The sequence below is a fragment of the Algibacter lectus genome (assembly GCF_900112395.1).
Lineage (GTDB): Bacteria > Bacteroidota > Bacteroidia > Flavobacteriales > Flavobacteriaceae > Algibacter > Algibacter lectus.
On record NZ_FOLN01000005.1, the window covers coordinates 259872 to 275308 of the forward strand.

Here is a 15437-nt window from a genome sequence, read left to right on the forward strand (position 1 = left end):
TAATACTGACCTAATCAAATAGCTATATTTATATTTCTTGTTTTAAAGCTTTAACATCGGTAATTAATTGAGCCATGGACGCTCTATTTAAACCATTATAAATTCCTCTAATATGTTTATTTTTATCAATTAATAAGAAATTTTCGGTGTGTAAAAAATCATCAATACTTTTTACTTCTCCTAAATCACTTTCAACAAAATAATAATCTCTTCCGAGGGTATAAATTTCATCTCTACTACCTGTTACTAAATGCCATTTATTATCTATAACATCATTTTTATTGGCATATGCACGCAAAACACTAACAGAATCTGTACTTGGCATTACGGAATGTGATAACAATAAAACATCCTGATCGTTTTTAAATTCCTCTTGAATTTTCGCCATATTGCCCGTCATTTTAGGACAAATACCTGGGCAGGTTGTAAAAAAGAAATCGGTTATATAAATTTTACCTTCAAAAGTATCTTGAGTAACTGTTTCTCCTGATTGATTTGTTAATGAAAAATCTGGAATTTTATGAAATGTTTTTTCTTCTTCTGTATTTGGCGTTAACCAATGTGGTGTAAAAGATTCATCGTTGTAATACGGCAAATAATCTACTCTACTATTTTCAACAACTTTAATATTTTCTTTTTTAACTTCATTCTTACACCTTGCAAAAACAAGCAGCACTGCAATTAATAGATATTTCATAACATTATTTTTTCCTGATAATTACTTCATCTTCTAACCTAACACATGATGTTGCTCTTCTCATACCGAAAACACGACCATTTTTGGCTTCATAATTAACATACATTTTGCCATTAGCTAACCAAGCTTTTTGAAAGCCATGTTCTTTTCCATCAACAAAATTTCTTAATTTATTCAATTGCCCATCTGAAAACCATTTTCTTTCCACACCTTGCTTTACGCCGTTTTCATAATAAGTTTCACCAGACAAAACACCATTTTCCCACCATGTTTTGTAGCTACCTACCAACCTATTATTTTTATAATAAGATTCTAATTGAAGCTTTTCGTTTCTAGTCCAACGTTTTGCAACACCTTCTCTTTTACCATTATAAAAACCCCATTTTTCTTCTAAAACACCGTTTGGGTAGTACTTTAAAGAATAACCATTGTAAGGCTGACCTTTATAATACCATATGCCTTTGTTTCCGTTAAGAACCAATTCTTCTTTTAAAACCTCAACACTATCAATAACGATTAACTCACCTTCAACAGCACTAGCTGTTTTACCAGATACACCTTTCTCACAACTCGTGATTGATAAAGTAATAAGTATAAAAAAAAGAATTGGTTTCATAATTTTAAAATTTAATATCCTTGAAATGGCCCTGCAAAAAGAACATACGCTGGCTGATATGCATAATTTCCCGCAGCGTACACTTCATTAATAATATGATAATGATACTCCTCTACACCATCTGTATATTGCGTAACAGATGTATGACCACCTGAAGCATCTAAATCTGTAGGCGTTCCTCCTGTAGAATTACATTGTCTTCCATAAATAAAAACACCATCAAGCAATATTCCAACTAAACTATCATCATCGCTAGTAATTGGTGTAGGCTCTAAGTGATAATGATATACACCAGGACCTTTATGAGCTCCAGCCCAATCTAAACTTCCGGCAGCTTGATCTAAATCTCCTGCACCTTCTTGATCGTTAAATATAGATGCCCCACTAACCGCTATACCAATAGTATTTAATTGTGTTGCAACAGTTGCTCCAGTTAAATCTGGTGTAGCATCTACTGTAAAACTCGCCGCTTCACCTTGCCCTCCACCTATATAAGTATCCTGAGTTGTTTTTGAAACATCTGGCTCATCGATGTAAAGCGCATTATCTGTTTCCCAATACACTGAAGTATGGTCTGGATACCCAGTGGTTTCAATGTAAACTTCCGTACCATCATCAGATAAAATAGCCGTAACCGCATCTGAATTAAATGCCGCAAAAGCGGCGTGCAATTCTGTTACTGCCTCTTCTCCATCATCACTATCTGCTTCTTCAGAGCTACTATCTTCACTACTACTACACGCTAGTACCGACATTAATATCAAAGCTAAAAAGCTCGAATACGACACTATTTTTTTAATTTCCTTTTTCATTTTAATCTATTCTTTAAAGTTATATATAATTGATATGCTTTTTTAGATGTGTTTATAAAAATAAACTTGCGCCAATTTTCACTTTTTTTTGATAAAAAAGAGAAACACCCCAAAAACATTGATTTTTTGAGGTGTTTTTTCTTAAAACTATTTACTAATATTAATCATTTAAGTAACTACTTACTGCAGATGCTCTGCTCGACACATGACTTTTTAATCCACTTACAGCAGACTGAAAGTCTGAACTTGAATTTAAAAACGTATAACCCGAAACCTCGGCATTTACATATTCTTCTAGTAAAGATGAATAAGAATCATACAAAGCCTGCATAGCACTAGTTTCAAAAGGACCATCGACAACCTCCTGAACGTACGTATCGTATTTTGCTCTGTAAACCTCATCACTATAGATGTAACCAATTAATGGCCATGTTGATGAATTTAATCCTGAAAAATCTAAAGACAACGCACCTCCTTGTTTCCCTGTTTGTAAAGACTCGTTGTTATCCCAAGGAATCCAGTTTAATTTACCGGTATCAGGGTTATTATACAAAAAGTAATTATGCGTCATCCTACCATAAGTATCCCAGTTTTGAATAACCGTATTTACAGCTAAATATTTTAAATACACATCGGTATCAAAAACCGTTTCTAAACTCGCTCTCCATGCCTCCGCATCGCTTGTTCTAGAACTATCATTAATAACATCTAACAAGTTTGCAACATCGGTAAAATCAGCTTCATCTTCGTTTGTTTTTTTAACATATTCATCTTCATCATAAGTTCCGCTAGCAAAACTTGCCGCATCTCCGTCTGGTTTATATAAATTACCGTCGTTATCAGCATATTGCGTATCAATAACCGTATCATCAACCTCTTCCACCAAAGTATAAACTCCAAAATATTGCGGTCCATCACCATGGTCTACATACACCGTATAAAACGCGGTATGTGACGCTACTAAACCTGCATTTCTAAAGACATCTGTCGCCACTTTTTCGCGCATCATAGAACTATCATCATAATTATTTTTAAGACTCAATTTCTTAAAGCCATAAAAGCGTTGGTTTTTTATTTGTGGATAATCATCTTCAAATTCATCAAAGTCAAGCTTGAATGACAACTTCAAAATACCAGCCTGCCAAGCACTTTGCAAGCTTGAATTTCCTTTAAAACGAATACCAACACGATACCATTCTTTATCTTGATAAAAAACTTCACCAGGAACAAAAACAGGATCTTCATCTGAAAAACCAGAACTACCACCTCCTCTAGAACCGAATGTTCCGTAAAGGTTAGTCATATCATCAAGCATAGCCTCCCAACGTTCTTCCGTGATTACAATATCCAAACGTTTCACAGTGCCATCCTCGAACACCTCATCAAAATCACCATCAACATCATTACTATGTGTTTCCGTTGTCCAATCTGTCGCTTCAAAATCAGTATCATCTGTAGTTATTACAACATCGTCTTCTTCGCCTGCCGATTGAGCGAAAGTACTATCATTAGCGCAAGAAAAAGCAAGCGCTAGAAAAGTAGATAAAAATAGGGTTTTTAAATATTTCATGTTTTTAATTTTAGTTTGTTAATTTTTCTTTTTTTTCGATTTATTCTTAATTGTATACATATATTTTAGACCAATTATATTGGTAACATCGGGTAAATCGACATTCAATTCTTTTTCAAAACGATAGAAAACACCAATCTCTCCAAAGTTTTTAATTTTATAATCTGTACCAAACGTTAATCTGTATTTGCTAAAGCCATTGTCATCTTCTTTTTCAAAATGATTAAATAGTTCTGCTGAAAATTTAGGATCCAATCTCCAGTTATTGATATTATATTCTACAGATGCTTTTAAACGAACATTCTGATTTGCATAATCACCCTCTTCTGAAGACACACCTAATTCATTTTTATGTTGATAACGCAAACGATAACCTAGTTTAAAATCATCTATTTCGTGTTTATAACTAGCATCGATATTAAAACGAAAATGATTCTCGTAACCTTGAATATTTCCTTGATTATCATTCTGACGAATATATCTAAGACCTCCTGCTAGTTTAAAATCTTTAAACAACTTATACTCAGCATTCAATTGAGTAAAATATTCATCTATCACAGATATATCCTCCTTTAACCGTAACTGCTCTTCTAAACTAAACGTCCATTTTTTATCTAATTTATACTCTAACCCTATGGTGTTCCAAGATCCCCAATCACTATCACCAGACTGTCCAAAACTTAAACAACCACTAAGCATAGCAACCCATATAACATTTAATAAGAAGCAATGCCTTAACCTAACCCCTTTAATTTGATTCTTCATATTATTTTCTGTTGTAGTAATAAATAGTTAGTACTGCTGTATCTCTTAAAAAATCTACGTTACCAATCGAAACATTGTTAATACTTAAACCTGTTCGATCCTCCAAATCGGTCTTAAGTAACTCATAATTCTCAGGTTTTATATTTTCTATATTTTCGTAGACAATCTCTTTAGTAACTTCGTGCTTTAAATGCCAAAACTTTTCAATTATAGCTATAGAAATTACCACAACAGTATTGGCTAGAAGAATTTCGGAATAACTCATTTTTTTGTTAGCCAAAGAGTTCATTACAGAAACACCAATAACAACAAACAAATAGGTCATTTCTTTAATATCGATAGCATCTGTTCGGTACCGTATAATACCGAAAATAGCAAAGAGACCTAGAGCCATACCAATATCTAACTCGAATTTTTTAAGCGTAAAACACAAGAAAAACACGATAAAACTTATCATATAAAAAGTAAACAAATAATCTTTTCGTCTAGAAGATGTATAATACAACCAGCGTATAATTAGCGTTAAAAACCCTAAGTTTATTGTAAAACGGAAAGCCATTTTAAAAAAATCGTCGTCGAAAATTGGTATCTCTAAAAACTCCATAGTTATGCTGTAATGTTATTGATTTTTATTAATTTCTTTTTAAACACATTGTACTTTACATCATTGTACAAGCTTATCATACCAATACAATATTTACTTATACTATAAGGATGCTGGCGTAAAGATTTTAAGGCTTTTACTATTGCCGAATTTCTATTGAAACGTTCTTGCTTAACTTCCACAACAACTAAATCATTATAGTTTTTCTCTGTTTCGTTAATTTTAAAAGAAAGGTTTAAATCTATAGTAACACGCTCTTTACTTTTTAAATTCACTAAGGTTATTCGGTTAAAACCATTCCAGAGGCTAGGCTCTAAATTAAAGTCTTCGTTTGTAGTTTCTGCGATAAAGGCTTCTGATGATTTTGATAAATTCAATTCAAAATCTTTTACAGGAATTCGTGTTTTATTCGTTTCTCCCTTACCATTCTTTTGCTTAATCTCAAGAAAACAGAGATTAGATTCAACATATTTACGCTGTCTAATTTTTGTTCTATTATTCTTCCCGTTATGGTGATCGTTGTAAAATTTATTATCTACAGTATCAAAATACAATGATGAGTAACTCATTACTCTATCCGTATTAATTTCTAAAACTCGATACTCCTGCTCTATCGAATGTAAAATAGAAACCAACTGCTTTTTATTAATTACAAACTTAGTATCGGTTCGCTTCATTAAGGCTACACTATTCATTTCATCTAACGAAATAGAAGAAAACCTACTCATTATTTTTTGAATGTTTTGCGGCATATTATCAACTTATTTAATATTAATAGAATGTTATTAAATTGTTACATAAAGTTTAGATGCCCATCTGTTTTAAAACTTGCGCTTGTATTATGTTAAAAAAATCTTAACAAAAAAAAACAAAAAAAAAAGACTCAAAATTTTTAAATTTTGAGTCTTTAAAAAAACTACAATGAGAGTTATAGTTTGTATTATAAATAATTAATCAATTACCTTCTTTGTGGACGCTCTGGCTTTGGAGCATTTTTTAATTCTGCCTCAGATAAAAAACCATCTTTATCAGTATCAACTTTAGAGAAATCGTTTTTCAATGGCCCCTTAACTTCACTTTTAGACAGTTTACCATCCTTATCAGCATCCATTTGTTCTAACAACTCCGTGTAAGTTGGCATACCTTTTCCTTGACCTTTACTCTTCTTTTCCGATTTTGCTTCTTTTGCCTTCGGTTTCATTTCAGCTTCAGTAATAAAACCATCTTTATCCGCATCAATTGTAGCAAACTGTTCTTTTAAAGGTCCGTCTACTTCATTTTCCGATAGTTTACCATCTTCATTAGCATCTAGCTTTTTCAACAACTCACTAAATGATGGCGGTTTTTGATTTCCCTTTTCTTCCGACTGTGCAAATGTTTGAGTCGAACCTAATAATGCCAATCCAAAAACTAAGGCACCTGTTTTAAATGTTTTATTTTTCATCTTAAAAATTATTTTATTGTTTATATAAGTTTAGATGGTATTATTTGTATAAACTCGCGCGCAGTTTTGTTAATATAATCACAAAAAAAAAGACACTCAAAATGAATGTCTTTTCTTTTATATTAATGCATTGGCGGTCGCCCTTCGTGCTCTCCACCCATTCTTGGTGGTGGCGGTCCGTTTCTATCTCTACCTTCTTGATCAGGGCCACCTTCTCTATTATTCGGTCCTTTCTGAAGTGCTTGTTTCATTATACTCTTAAATTTTTCTTTTTGTTCAGCATTGCATAATTCTTGAATATCTCTAAAATGATAAAATGCCATTTTATCAAACTCCATTTCCTTTAAAGCAATTTTACGAGCTAAAGAATCTACAACATTAGAATCTAAATCAGTCTCAGATAATTTACTAAACAAAGCATCCTTCATTTTTTTGATACCACTATTGTTTCGCATCATATTTTGACGATGCTCTCTATTTAGAATTTGCACAGCCTCTAGTTGCTCTTCGTTAAAGTTCAACTCATCTATAATAAAACTCATAGGATCTTGGCGCTCCATCTTTTGTTTCCCTATAGGCTTCCCTAAATAATTAAAGAGAAAAAAAGCATTAACAGCTACCAGAAAAACAAGTAGAATGTATAAAACTATATTTTTTTTCATTTGATTTTTAATTTAAAAATGATGTTGTCGAACTAGACGACAAACCGTATGTTTCTGCAAATTGATTCAAGTTCTCATCATAACTAGAGGTTCCCGAACTATTATCTAACTGCGTAAATGCAAGCACGTTTAAAACAACAACACATGCCAAAGTAGCCAATTGTAATTTTGGCGTAAACCAACTCGATGCCACAACAACCTCTTCCTTTTCAGAAAACAAACGTTGCATGGTTTTATCCTTAAAAAAAGGCGACACATTTACGGTTTCAATACCATCGACAGCTTGTAAAGTACTATCTATTTTCTGTTGTATATCTTTATTAATATCCATATCTTTTGTATTATAAAACTTTAGATGCAATATTTTATTAAAACTTGCGTTAGGCTGCTCATTTTTTTTTACTTCATGTCATTTTTATAAAAATCACCCAAAACATCTTGCAAGTTTTTTTTCGCCCTAAACATTAACGACTCTACCGACGACAAACTTTTTTCTGTAATATCACAAACCTCCTGATTACTAAGCCCATCTATTTTACTAAGCGTAAAAACCACACGCTGGGCATCGGGCAATTGGTTTATAGCTTTAAAGAGCGTTTCACTCTTTTGTTTATTCTCTAATAAAACTCCCGGATGGTTCATTTCTGTAAAATATTTGGTTTTATCCATAGGGATTTCATTTCCCATTATAGATTGCAGAAAGGCAAAACGCTTTTTCGTGTTTTTCTTCCTAATAAACTCCAAACATTTATTGGTGGTAATTCGGTAAATCCAAGTTGATAATTTCGAATTCCCTTTAAATTTATTAATCGAATTGAAAACCTCAACAAAAACATCCTGCGCAATATCTTCGGCATCTTCTTTATTGGGTACAAACGAGATACAAGTTGCAAACACTTTTTGCTGAAAGAGATCTAGCAACTTTCCATACGCAAATTGCTTACCTGCTCTTAAATCGTTTATAAAATCTTGTTCTTCCAAATGCGTTAATTAATCGCTGCAAATTAAGAAAAATTATTAATGAATAAAGCGTAACTTTGCAAACTCTAATAATTAATGCAGTTTGGATGAAAGATGGATAACTTTTGTTTGAAAACTTCCAACTGAAAACTGAGAACTAGAAAAAATGCGATTACACAGAAATTTATGCTTTGCGGTTATTGACGGTTTAACCCTAATCTTCAACGAAGGAAAATACGCCGATAAGGTTATACAACAACTTTTAAAACGCGATAAGCGTTGGGGAGCGAGAGACCGTGGTTTTGTTGCCGAAACTACTTATGAAATGGTAAGATGGAAACGTCTATATGCCGAAATTGCCGAAGTAAAAGAACCTTTTGACCGTGACAACCTGTGGCGTATGTTTGCTGTTTGGGCAACTTTAAAAGGTGTAAAATTACCAGATTGGAAATATTTTGAAGGTACACCATTACGCCGTATTAAAGGGCGCTATGATGAGCTTTCTAACAATAGAAAATTTAAAGAATCTATCCCAGATTGGATGGATGAAATTGGAGTAAAAGAATTAGGTAAAGAACTTTGGAGCAAAGAAATTGAAGCTTTAAACGTGCAAGCCGATGTTATTTTACGTGTTAACACATTAAAAACAACTAAGGAAGAGCTACAAACCGCCTTGTTTGATTTAGATATTGAAACCGATTTTTTACCAGATCACCCAAGTGCTCTAAAATTAAAAGAGCGTGCTAATGTATTTTCTACTGAAATGTTTAAAAACGGACATTTTGAAGTACAAGATGCCTCGTCTCAATTGGTTGCCGAGTTTTTAAATGTAGAGCCTGGTATGCGTGTTGTAGATGCTTGTGCCGGCGCTGGAGGAAAAACGTTGCACCTTGCTTCTTTAATGGAAAACAAAGGACAAATTATTGCCATGGATATTTATGGTAATAAATTGAACGAATTAAAAAGACGTGCAAAACGTAATGGTGCTCATAATATTGAAAACCGTGCTATAGAATCTACTAAAGTTATTAAAAAACTTTATGACAAAGCCGATCGTGTTTTAATCGATGCGCCTTGTTCTGGCTTAGGTGTTTTAAGAAGAAATCCCGATGCTAAATGGAAACTTCAGCCCGAGTTTATTGATAAAATTAAGAAAACACAACAGGAAATCATTCAGCAATACAGTAAAATGGTTAAGCCTGGCGGACAAATGGTTTACGCAACGTGCTCGGTATTACCTTCGGAAAATCAAGACCAAGTAGCTACCTTTTTAAAATCGGAAGCGGGAGAAAATTTCTCTTTAGTAAAAGATAAAAAGGTAATGGCTCATAAATCTGGATTCGACGGATTTTACATGGCACTTTTAGAGCGTAAAGTGAACTAACACCTATTCACTTAAAATATAAATAAGAAAGACTATCTGAAAAGATGGTCTTTTTTTATTTATAAAATCTTCAAACACATTATAAAAACAGAACAAGTTCGACTTCACAATTCCTTAACATAAGAGCGAGAAAAAGATTTTAACTTTGCGAAAAACTAAAGCACACCCTTAACTTGTGTTTTCATCTTATTTTTATAATTAATTAATCTATTCACCTCTATGAAGCACTTTTACTTATTCTTTTTATTTGTTACAACTTTAAGTTTTGCACAGCTAGCACCGCCACAAAACTTACAAAGCTATTACCAAGATGTAGATTTTTCGCAAACAGGACTAGATCTTTTTAACGATTTAGCTATAGAAACAGCTGCAAAACACACCCAGTACCTTACATATACGCCAGGTATTTGGGAAGCCAGTAAAATAACCGACCAAGATCCAGACAACCTCAATAATGTATTATTAATCTACGGCTACAGCGATACCGATGGCAACTACGTTACAGACCGAACTCGCAGTAACACTTCAACAGGTGGTAATCAAGGTACCGATTGGAATAGAGAACACACGTTCCCAAACTCTTTAGCCAGCCCTAAATTAGAAAGTACAGGTAAAAATGTACCTCCCTATGCCGATGCTCACAACCTGAGACCTTCCGATGTTAGAATGAACTCTAACCGTGGAAATTTAAAATACATCACCAATATTGGAGCAGATGGTAACCCAATTACAACTACAGCTGCTAATATTTCTGGAAGCTGGTATCCAGGAGACGAGTGGAAAGGCGATGCTGCTAGAATTATAATGTACATGTATTTAAGATATGGAACACAATGCAAACCAGTGTTTGTAGCTAATGGAGAAACCAACGCTATCGATTCAAACATGATTAATCTTCTTTTGGAATGGAATGCACAAGATCCAGTTTCTATAGTTGAAGACCAAAGAAACGCTTATCACGGAGACGTTAATAATGCTTACGGACAAGGAAACAGAAATCCATTTATTGACAACCCATATTTAGCAACAGCTATTTGGGGCGGACAAACTGCTCGTAACCGTTGGGGAGAATCTCAACCAAGCGATACACAAGCACCAACAGTACCGGCAAATTTAGTAGCAAGTAACGCAACGAGTACTACAGTAGATTTAAGTTGGGATGCTTCTACAGATGATACAGGTGTTACTTCATATCAAATTTATGTCGATGGGGAATATTTCATTTCTTCGCAATCAGAAACTTCTTTAACACTTAATGGTTTAACTCCAAAAACATCATACAGTTTTTCTGTACTTGCTGCAGATTTAGCAAATAACAAATCGGATTTAAGCGATGCGGTAAGTGCTACAACATTAGAAGATTCTACGCCAGTAAGTGGCGCATGTATCACAGAAACTTTCGAAAACCTAGTTTCCACAGTAGGATCTAATGACAGCCAATATACTGACAGAACATGGACAGGTAATGATGGAGACATATGGACAGCTACTTTAGCCAGAATCGATCAAGTAATTTTACCTGAAAGCAAAGCCATTACTTTTGATGTACGAGGCACTAAAACGGGTAAGGTCACATCTCCAATGTTCTCGGGGGGTATTGGTAGCTTAACAGCAACGACTCAACGAGCTTACAGCGGAGGTTCTGGAAATTTAGACGTTATGGTAAATGGTAACGTTGTTGGTTCACTACCTTATGGAGACTCTGCACAAACAACAACCATTTCTAATATCAATATCACTGGCAATGTAACTATTGTAATTACAGAAAACACAAGTGGCGGAGATCGTGTAACTCTAGATGATTTATCTTGGACTTGTTACACCTCATTAAGTACAGATGATAAATTTTTAGAAGACCTAAAAATATACCCAAACCCAGTAAAAGGAAGCAACATTAATATTGACACCAACGAACCTCTAGAATTTGGTATCTACGATATTCTTGGAAAGCAAACCAATAGAGGCGTAATTTCTTCTTCTGCGCAAAGCATAGATGTAGCAAACTTAAAGCAAGGTGTATATATTTTAAAACTTTCTTCAGAAGCAAGAAGCATCACTAAAAAAATAGTTAAACAATAAGCACACAACTACTCTTACCAAAAGCGGCTTTTTAAAGCCGCTTTTTTTTGTTTAAAACCTCGTGAATAACTCTCTATTTTCCTTCGCATTTTTTTAATAGAAAATCGGCTAAAAAAAAGTAAATTTGCACTTTCTTTAAACTAACAACACACATATAATGATTCATTTCTTTGGAAACGTAACCAGCAAGATATTTGCTGTTCAAACAACAAAAGAATTATCTACAGAAACCATAACAAAATTGTCTTGGTTATTTGGCGACCAACCTAAAATAGAACAAGCATCTTTAGATGCTTTTTTTGTTGGCCCACGAGCTGCGATGATTACACCTTGGAGTACTAATGCTGTTGAAATTACTCAGAATATGGGAATTTCAGACATTATCAGAATTGAAGAATTTTCAGCTTCAACAGAAGAATTCATGGATTTCGATCCTATGATTTCAGAAAAATTCGCAAGCTTAAATCAAGATACTTTTACTATAGATATTAAGCCCGAACCTATTTTAAACATTGAGAATGTTGGTGCTTATAATGAGCAAGAAGGCTTATCTTTAAGCACTGAAGAGGTTGAGTATTTAGAAAGTGTTGCTAAAAAAATTGGTCGTCCGCTAACAGATTCTGAAGTTTTCGGATTTTCTCAAGTAAACTCAGAGCACTGTCGTCACAAAATTTTCAACGGAACTTTTGTAATTGATGGAGAAGAAAAACCAACATCACTTTTCAAATTAATTAGAAAAACATCCGAAACAAATCCAAACGATATCGTTTCGGCTTATAAAGACAATGTTGCTTTTGTAAAAGGACCAGTTGTTGAGCAATTTGCTCCTAAAACAGCTGACAAACCAGATTTTTACGAAACAAAAAATTACGAGTCTGTTATTTCGCTTAAAGCGGAAACACATAACTTCCCAACAACCGTAGAACCTTTTAATGGTGCTGCAACAGGTGCTGGTGGAGAAATTAGAGACCGTCTTGCTGGCGGAAAAGGGTCTTTACCTTTAGCAGGAACGGCTGTTTACATGACATCGTATTCTCGATTAGAAGAAAACCGCCATTGGGAACAAAAGTTTAAAGCTAGAAAATGGCTTTATCAAACTCCAATGGATATTTTAATAAAAGCTTCAAATGGTGCTTCAGATTTTGGAAACAAATTTGGACAACCTTTAATTACGGGTTCTGTTTTAACTTTTGAACATGCCGAAAACGCATCATCTAGCGATTCTGAACCAAGGAAATTAGGTTTCGATAAAGTAATTATGCAAGCTGGTGGTATTGGTTACGGTAAAGCAGACCAAGCCTTAAAAGACACACCAAAAGAAGGCGACAAAATCGTTATTCTTGGTGGTGAAAATTATAGAATTGGAATGGGAGGCGCTGCGGTGTCTTCTGCAGATACAGGTGCACTTTCATCTGGTATTGAGTTAAACGCAGTACAACGTTCTAATCCTGAAATGCAAAAACGTGCTGCTAATGCCGTTCGTGGTATGGTAGAAAGCGATGAAAACTTCATTGTTTCTATTCACGATCACGGTGCCGGTGGACACTTAAACTGTTTATCAGAATTAGTTGAAGATACTGGTGGACATATCGATTTAGATAAATTACCTGTTGGAGACCCAACACTTTCTTCAAAAGAAATTATAGGTAACGAGTCTCAAGAGCGTATGGGCTTAGTGATTTCTGAAAAACATACAGAAACCCTAAAGAAAATTGCAGACCGTGAGCGTTCGCCAATGTATACTGTTGGAGAGGTAACTGGTAACAATCGTTTTACTTTCGAATCTAAAACCAAAGGTGACAAACCAATGGATTTAGCTTTAGAAGATATGTTTGGTAGCTCACCAAAAACCGTTTTAACAGATAAAACTGTTATTAGAAATTATAAAAACCCACGTTATAAAACCAAAAACTTAAAAATATACTTAGAGCAAGTTTTACAACTTGAAGCTGTAGCTTGTAAAGATTGGTTAACAAACAAAGTAGACCGTTGTGTTGGTGGTAAAGTAGCTAAACAGCAATGTGTTGGTCCTTTACAAATTCCTTTAAACAATGTTGGTGTTATGGCACTAGATTTTAAAGGTAAAGAAGGTGTTGCAACCTCTATTGGCCACTCGCCTATTTCTGGTTTAATTAACCCTGTTGCAGGAAGCAGAAACTCAATAACAGAAGCACTTACAAACTTAGTTTGGGCACCTTTAAAAGATGGTTTAAATGCGGTTTCGCTTTCAGCAAACTGGATGTGGCCTTGTAAAAACGAAGGTGAAGATGCGCGTTTATATGAAGCGGTAAAAGCCATTTCAGAATTTTCTATAGATTTAGGAATCAATGTGCCAACCGGGAAAGATTCACTTTCTATGAAACAAAAATATCCTGATGGTGATGTTATTTCTCCAGGAACGGTTATTATTTCTGCTGGTGCTAACTGTAATGATATTACTAAAGTTGTTGAGCCTGTTTTAAAACAAAACGGTGGTAACATTTACTATATCAATATTTCTCAAGATGATTTTAAATTAGGAGGAAGCTCTTTCAACCAAGTCTTAAATGCTATTGGAAATGAAACGCCAAATGTAAAAGATGCAGCTTATGTAAAAGCGGTTTTTAATACTATTCAAAATTTAATAACAGAAGATAAAATTGCAGCTGGTCATGATGTGGCTTCTGGTGGTTTAATTACTACTTTATTAGAACTTTGTTTTGCTGATGTTAATTTAGGTGCCGATTTAAATCTTTCTAAATTAGGTGAAGAAGATGCTATAAAAGTACTTTTTGCTGAAAACTCAGGAATTGTTTTTCAAGCAGATGCTTCTGTAGAAACTATTATGTCAGAAAATAAAATAAAGGCTATTAATATTGGTTCTGTAAACAATACAGGACAATTAAACATCAAAAACAACGACGAGAGTTTCTCTTTCGATGTTGCAGAAACTAGAGATGTTTGGTATAAAACGTCTTATTTATTAGACCAAAAACAAACGGCAAATAATTTAGCTGAAGCACGTTTCAAGAATTATAAAAATCAACCTCTTCAATATACATTCCCGAAAAATTTCACAGGAAAACTAGAAGCTTTTACTGGCAAACGCCCAAAAGCAGCTATTCTTCGTGAAAAAGGATCGAATTCAGAACGAGAAATGGCTAACGCTATGTATTTAGCTGGTTTCGATGTTAAGGATGTACACATGACAGATTTAATCTCTGGTCGTGAAACCTTAGAAGATATTCAGTTTTTAGGAGCTGTTGGTGGTTTTAGTAATTCTGATGTACTTGGTTCTGCAAAAGGATGGGCAGGCGCTATTAAATACAACGAGAAAGCAAATAAAGTAATTCAAGATTTCTTCAAAAGAGAAGATACATTATCGGTTGGTATTTGTAATGGATGCCAATTGTTCATGGAATTAGAAGAAATTAATCCAGAACACGAAGTACACGGAAAAATGATTCATAATGATTCTCATAAACACGAAAGTTCTTTTACTTCTGTAAAAATTCAAGATAATAACTCTGTAATGCTCTCAACTTTAGCAGGAACAGAATTAGGCGTTTGGATTTCTCATGGTGAAGGTAAATTTAGCTTACCACTTTCCGAAGAAAACTATAATATTGTTGCTAAATACGGTTACGAAGGCTATCCAAATAATCCAAACGGATCGGATTATAACACGGCAATGCTTTCTGATAAAACAGGGCGTCACTTAGTAACTATGCCACATATTGAGCGTTCTACGTTTCAATGGAACTGGGCAAATTACCCAGAAGGAAGAACGGACGAAGTTTCTCCTTGGTTAGAAGCTTTTGTGAATGCTAGATTATGGATCGAAAAAAAGTAAACTAGTATATAA

At 34.1% G+C, this 15437-nt stretch carries 14 protein-coding genes; 3 read left to right on the forward strand and 11 right to left on the reverse strand.

All coding sequences use genetic code 11. The features are described 5' to 3' along the window. Positions 1 to 28: 28 nt before the first annotated feature. From BM246_RS11000 to BM246_RS11050, 11 genes are all read right to left on the reverse strand, one after another. Complete coding sequence (locus BM246_RS11000) at positions 29 to 697, reverse strand: SCO family protein (protein WP_074937879.1); 669 nt, start codon at positions 695 to 697, stop codon at positions 29 to 31. Positions 698 to 701: 4 nt separating this feature from the next. After that, on the reverse strand, positions 702 to 1313 hold the full coding sequence (locus tag BM246_RS11005) for a toxin-antitoxin system YwqK family antitoxin (RefSeq protein WP_042505843.1): 612 nt from the start codon (positions 1311 to 1313) through the stop codon (positions 702 to 704). Between the two features lie 11 nt (positions 1314 to 1324). Continuing rightward, complete coding sequence (locus tag BM246_RS11010) at positions 1325 to 2125, reverse strand: YHYH protein (protein ID WP_074937881.1); 801 nt, start codon at positions 2123 to 2125, stop codon at positions 1325 to 1327. Between the two features lie 160 nt (positions 2126 to 2285). Then, positions 2286 to 3695 (reverse strand): CotH kinase family protein, encoded by a 1410-nt coding sequence (locus BM246_RS11015; RefSeq protein WP_074937885.1) that lies wholly within the window; start codon positions 3693 to 3695, stop codon positions 2286 to 2288. 18 nt (positions 3696 to 3713) lie between these two features. Then, a complete protein-coding gene (locus BM246_RS11020; protein WP_074937887.1) occupies positions 3714 to 4460 on the reverse strand; it encodes a DUF2490 domain-containing protein in 747 nt (248 codons plus the stop codon). Between the two features lies 1 nt (position 4461). Beyond that, complete coding sequence (locus BM246_RS11025) at positions 4462 to 5064, reverse strand: DUF4956 domain-containing protein (protein ID WP_042505847.1); 603 nt, start codon at positions 5062 to 5064, stop codon at positions 4462 to 4464. 2 nt (positions 5065 to 5066) lie between these two features. Then, positions 5067 to 5816 carry a polyphosphate polymerase domain-containing protein gene (locus BM246_RS11030; protein ID WP_042495819.1) on the reverse strand — a complete coding sequence of 250 codons (750 nt, stop codon included), beginning with the start codon at positions 5814 to 5816 and terminating at the stop codon, positions 5067 to 5069. Between the two features lie 206 nt (positions 5817 to 6022). Then, positions 6023 to 6508, reverse strand: coding sequence for an EF-hand domain-containing protein (locus tag BM246_RS11035; protein ID WP_042495820.1), 486 nt, complete (start codon positions 6506 to 6508; stop codon positions 6023 to 6025). Between the two features lie 122 nt (positions 6509 to 6630). Then, positions 6631 to 7170 carry a Spy/CpxP family protein refolding chaperone gene (locus BM246_RS11040; RefSeq protein WP_074937889.1) on the reverse strand — a complete coding sequence of 180 codons (540 nt, stop codon included), beginning with the start codon at positions 7168 to 7170 and terminating at the stop codon, positions 6631 to 6633. Positions 7171 to 7177: 7 nt separating this feature from the next. Then, positions 7178 to 7501 carry a hypothetical protein gene (locus tag BM246_RS11045; protein ID WP_052415456.1) on the reverse strand — a complete coding sequence of 108 codons (324 nt, stop codon included), beginning with the start codon at positions 7499 to 7501 and terminating at the stop codon, positions 7178 to 7180. A 68-nt stretch (positions 7502 to 7569) separates the two neighbouring features. Beyond that, on the reverse strand, positions 7570 to 8151 hold the full coding sequence (locus BM246_RS11050) for an RNA polymerase sigma factor (RefSeq protein ID WP_042505851.1): 582 nt from the start codon (positions 8149 to 8151) through the stop codon (positions 7570 to 7572). 145 nt (positions 8152 to 8296) lie between these two features. Here BM246_RS11050 and BM246_RS11055 point away from each other — a divergent pair, with 145 nt between their 5' ends. From BM246_RS11055 to purL, 3 genes are all read left to right on the forward strand, one after another. Beyond that, positions 8297 to 9514 carry an RsmB/NOP family class I SAM-dependent RNA methyltransferase gene (locus BM246_RS11055; RefSeq protein ID WP_042505852.1) on the forward strand — a complete coding sequence of 406 codons (1218 nt, stop codon included), beginning with the start codon at positions 8297 to 8299 and terminating at the stop codon, positions 9512 to 9514. 219 nt (positions 9515 to 9733) lie between these two features. Continuing rightward, a complete protein-coding gene (locus tag BM246_RS11060) occupies positions 9734 to 11593 on the forward strand; it encodes an endonuclease (protein WP_074937892.1) in 1860 nt (619 codons plus the stop codon). Positions 11594 to 11750: 157 nt separating this feature from the next. Next, on the forward strand, positions 11751 to 15425 hold the full coding sequence (gene purL / locus BM246_RS11065) for a phosphoribosylformylglycinamidine synthase (RefSeq protein WP_074937893.1): 3675 nt from the start codon (positions 11751 to 11753) through the stop codon (positions 15423 to 15425). Positions 15426 to 15437: the final 12 nt, after the last annotated feature.

Bases quoted from the DNA above. Each gene is read 5' to 3' on its own strand.
- BM246_RS11000 (WP_074937879.1), bottom strand. From the start codon at position 697: ATGAAATATCTATTAATTGCAGTGCTGCTTGTTTTTGCAAGGTGTAAG.
- BM246_RS11005 (WP_042505843.1), bottom strand. From the start codon at position 1,313: ATGAAACCAATTCTTTTTTTTATACTTATTACTTTATCAATCACGAGT.
- BM246_RS11010 (WP_074937881.1), bottom strand. From the start codon at position 2,125: ATGAAAAAGGAAATTAAAAAAATAGTGTCGTATTCGAGCTTTTTAGCT.
- BM246_RS11015 (WP_074937885.1), bottom strand. From the start codon at position 3,695: ATGAAATATTTAAAAACCCTATTTTTATCTACTTTTCTAGCGCTTGCT.
- BM246_RS11020 (WP_074937887.1), bottom strand. From the start codon at position 4,460: ATGAAGAATCAAATTAAAGGGGTTAGGTTAAGGCATTGCTTCTTATTA.
- BM246_RS11025 (WP_042505847.1), bottom strand. From the start codon at position 5,064: ATGGAGTTTTTAGAGATACCAATTTTCGACGACGATTTTTTTAAAATG.
- BM246_RS11030 (WP_042495819.1), bottom strand. From the start codon at position 5,816: ATGCCGCAAAACATTCAAAAAATAATGAGTAGGTTTTCTTCTATTTCG.
- BM246_RS11035 (WP_042495820.1), bottom strand. From the start codon at position 6,508: ATGAAAAATAAAACATTTAAAACAGGTGCCTTAGTTTTTGGATTGGCA.
- BM246_RS11040 (WP_074937889.1), bottom strand. From the start codon at position 7,170: ATGAAAAAAAATATAGTTTTATACATTCTACTTGTTTTTCTGGTAGCT.
- BM246_RS11045 (WP_052415456.1), bottom strand. From the start codon at position 7,501: ATGGATATTAATAAAGATATACAACAGAAAATAGATAGTACTTTACAA.
- BM246_RS11055 (WP_042505852.1), top strand. From the start codon at position 8,297: ATGCGATTACACAGAAATTTATGCTTTGCGGTTATTGACGGTTTAACC.
- BM246_RS11060 (WP_074937892.1), top strand. From the start codon at position 9,734: ATGAAGCACTTTTACTTATTCTTTTTATTTGTTACAACTTTAAGTTTT.
- purL (WP_074937893.1), top strand. From the start codon at position 11,751: ATGATTCATTTCTTTGGAAACGTAACCAGCAAGATATTTGCTGTTCAA.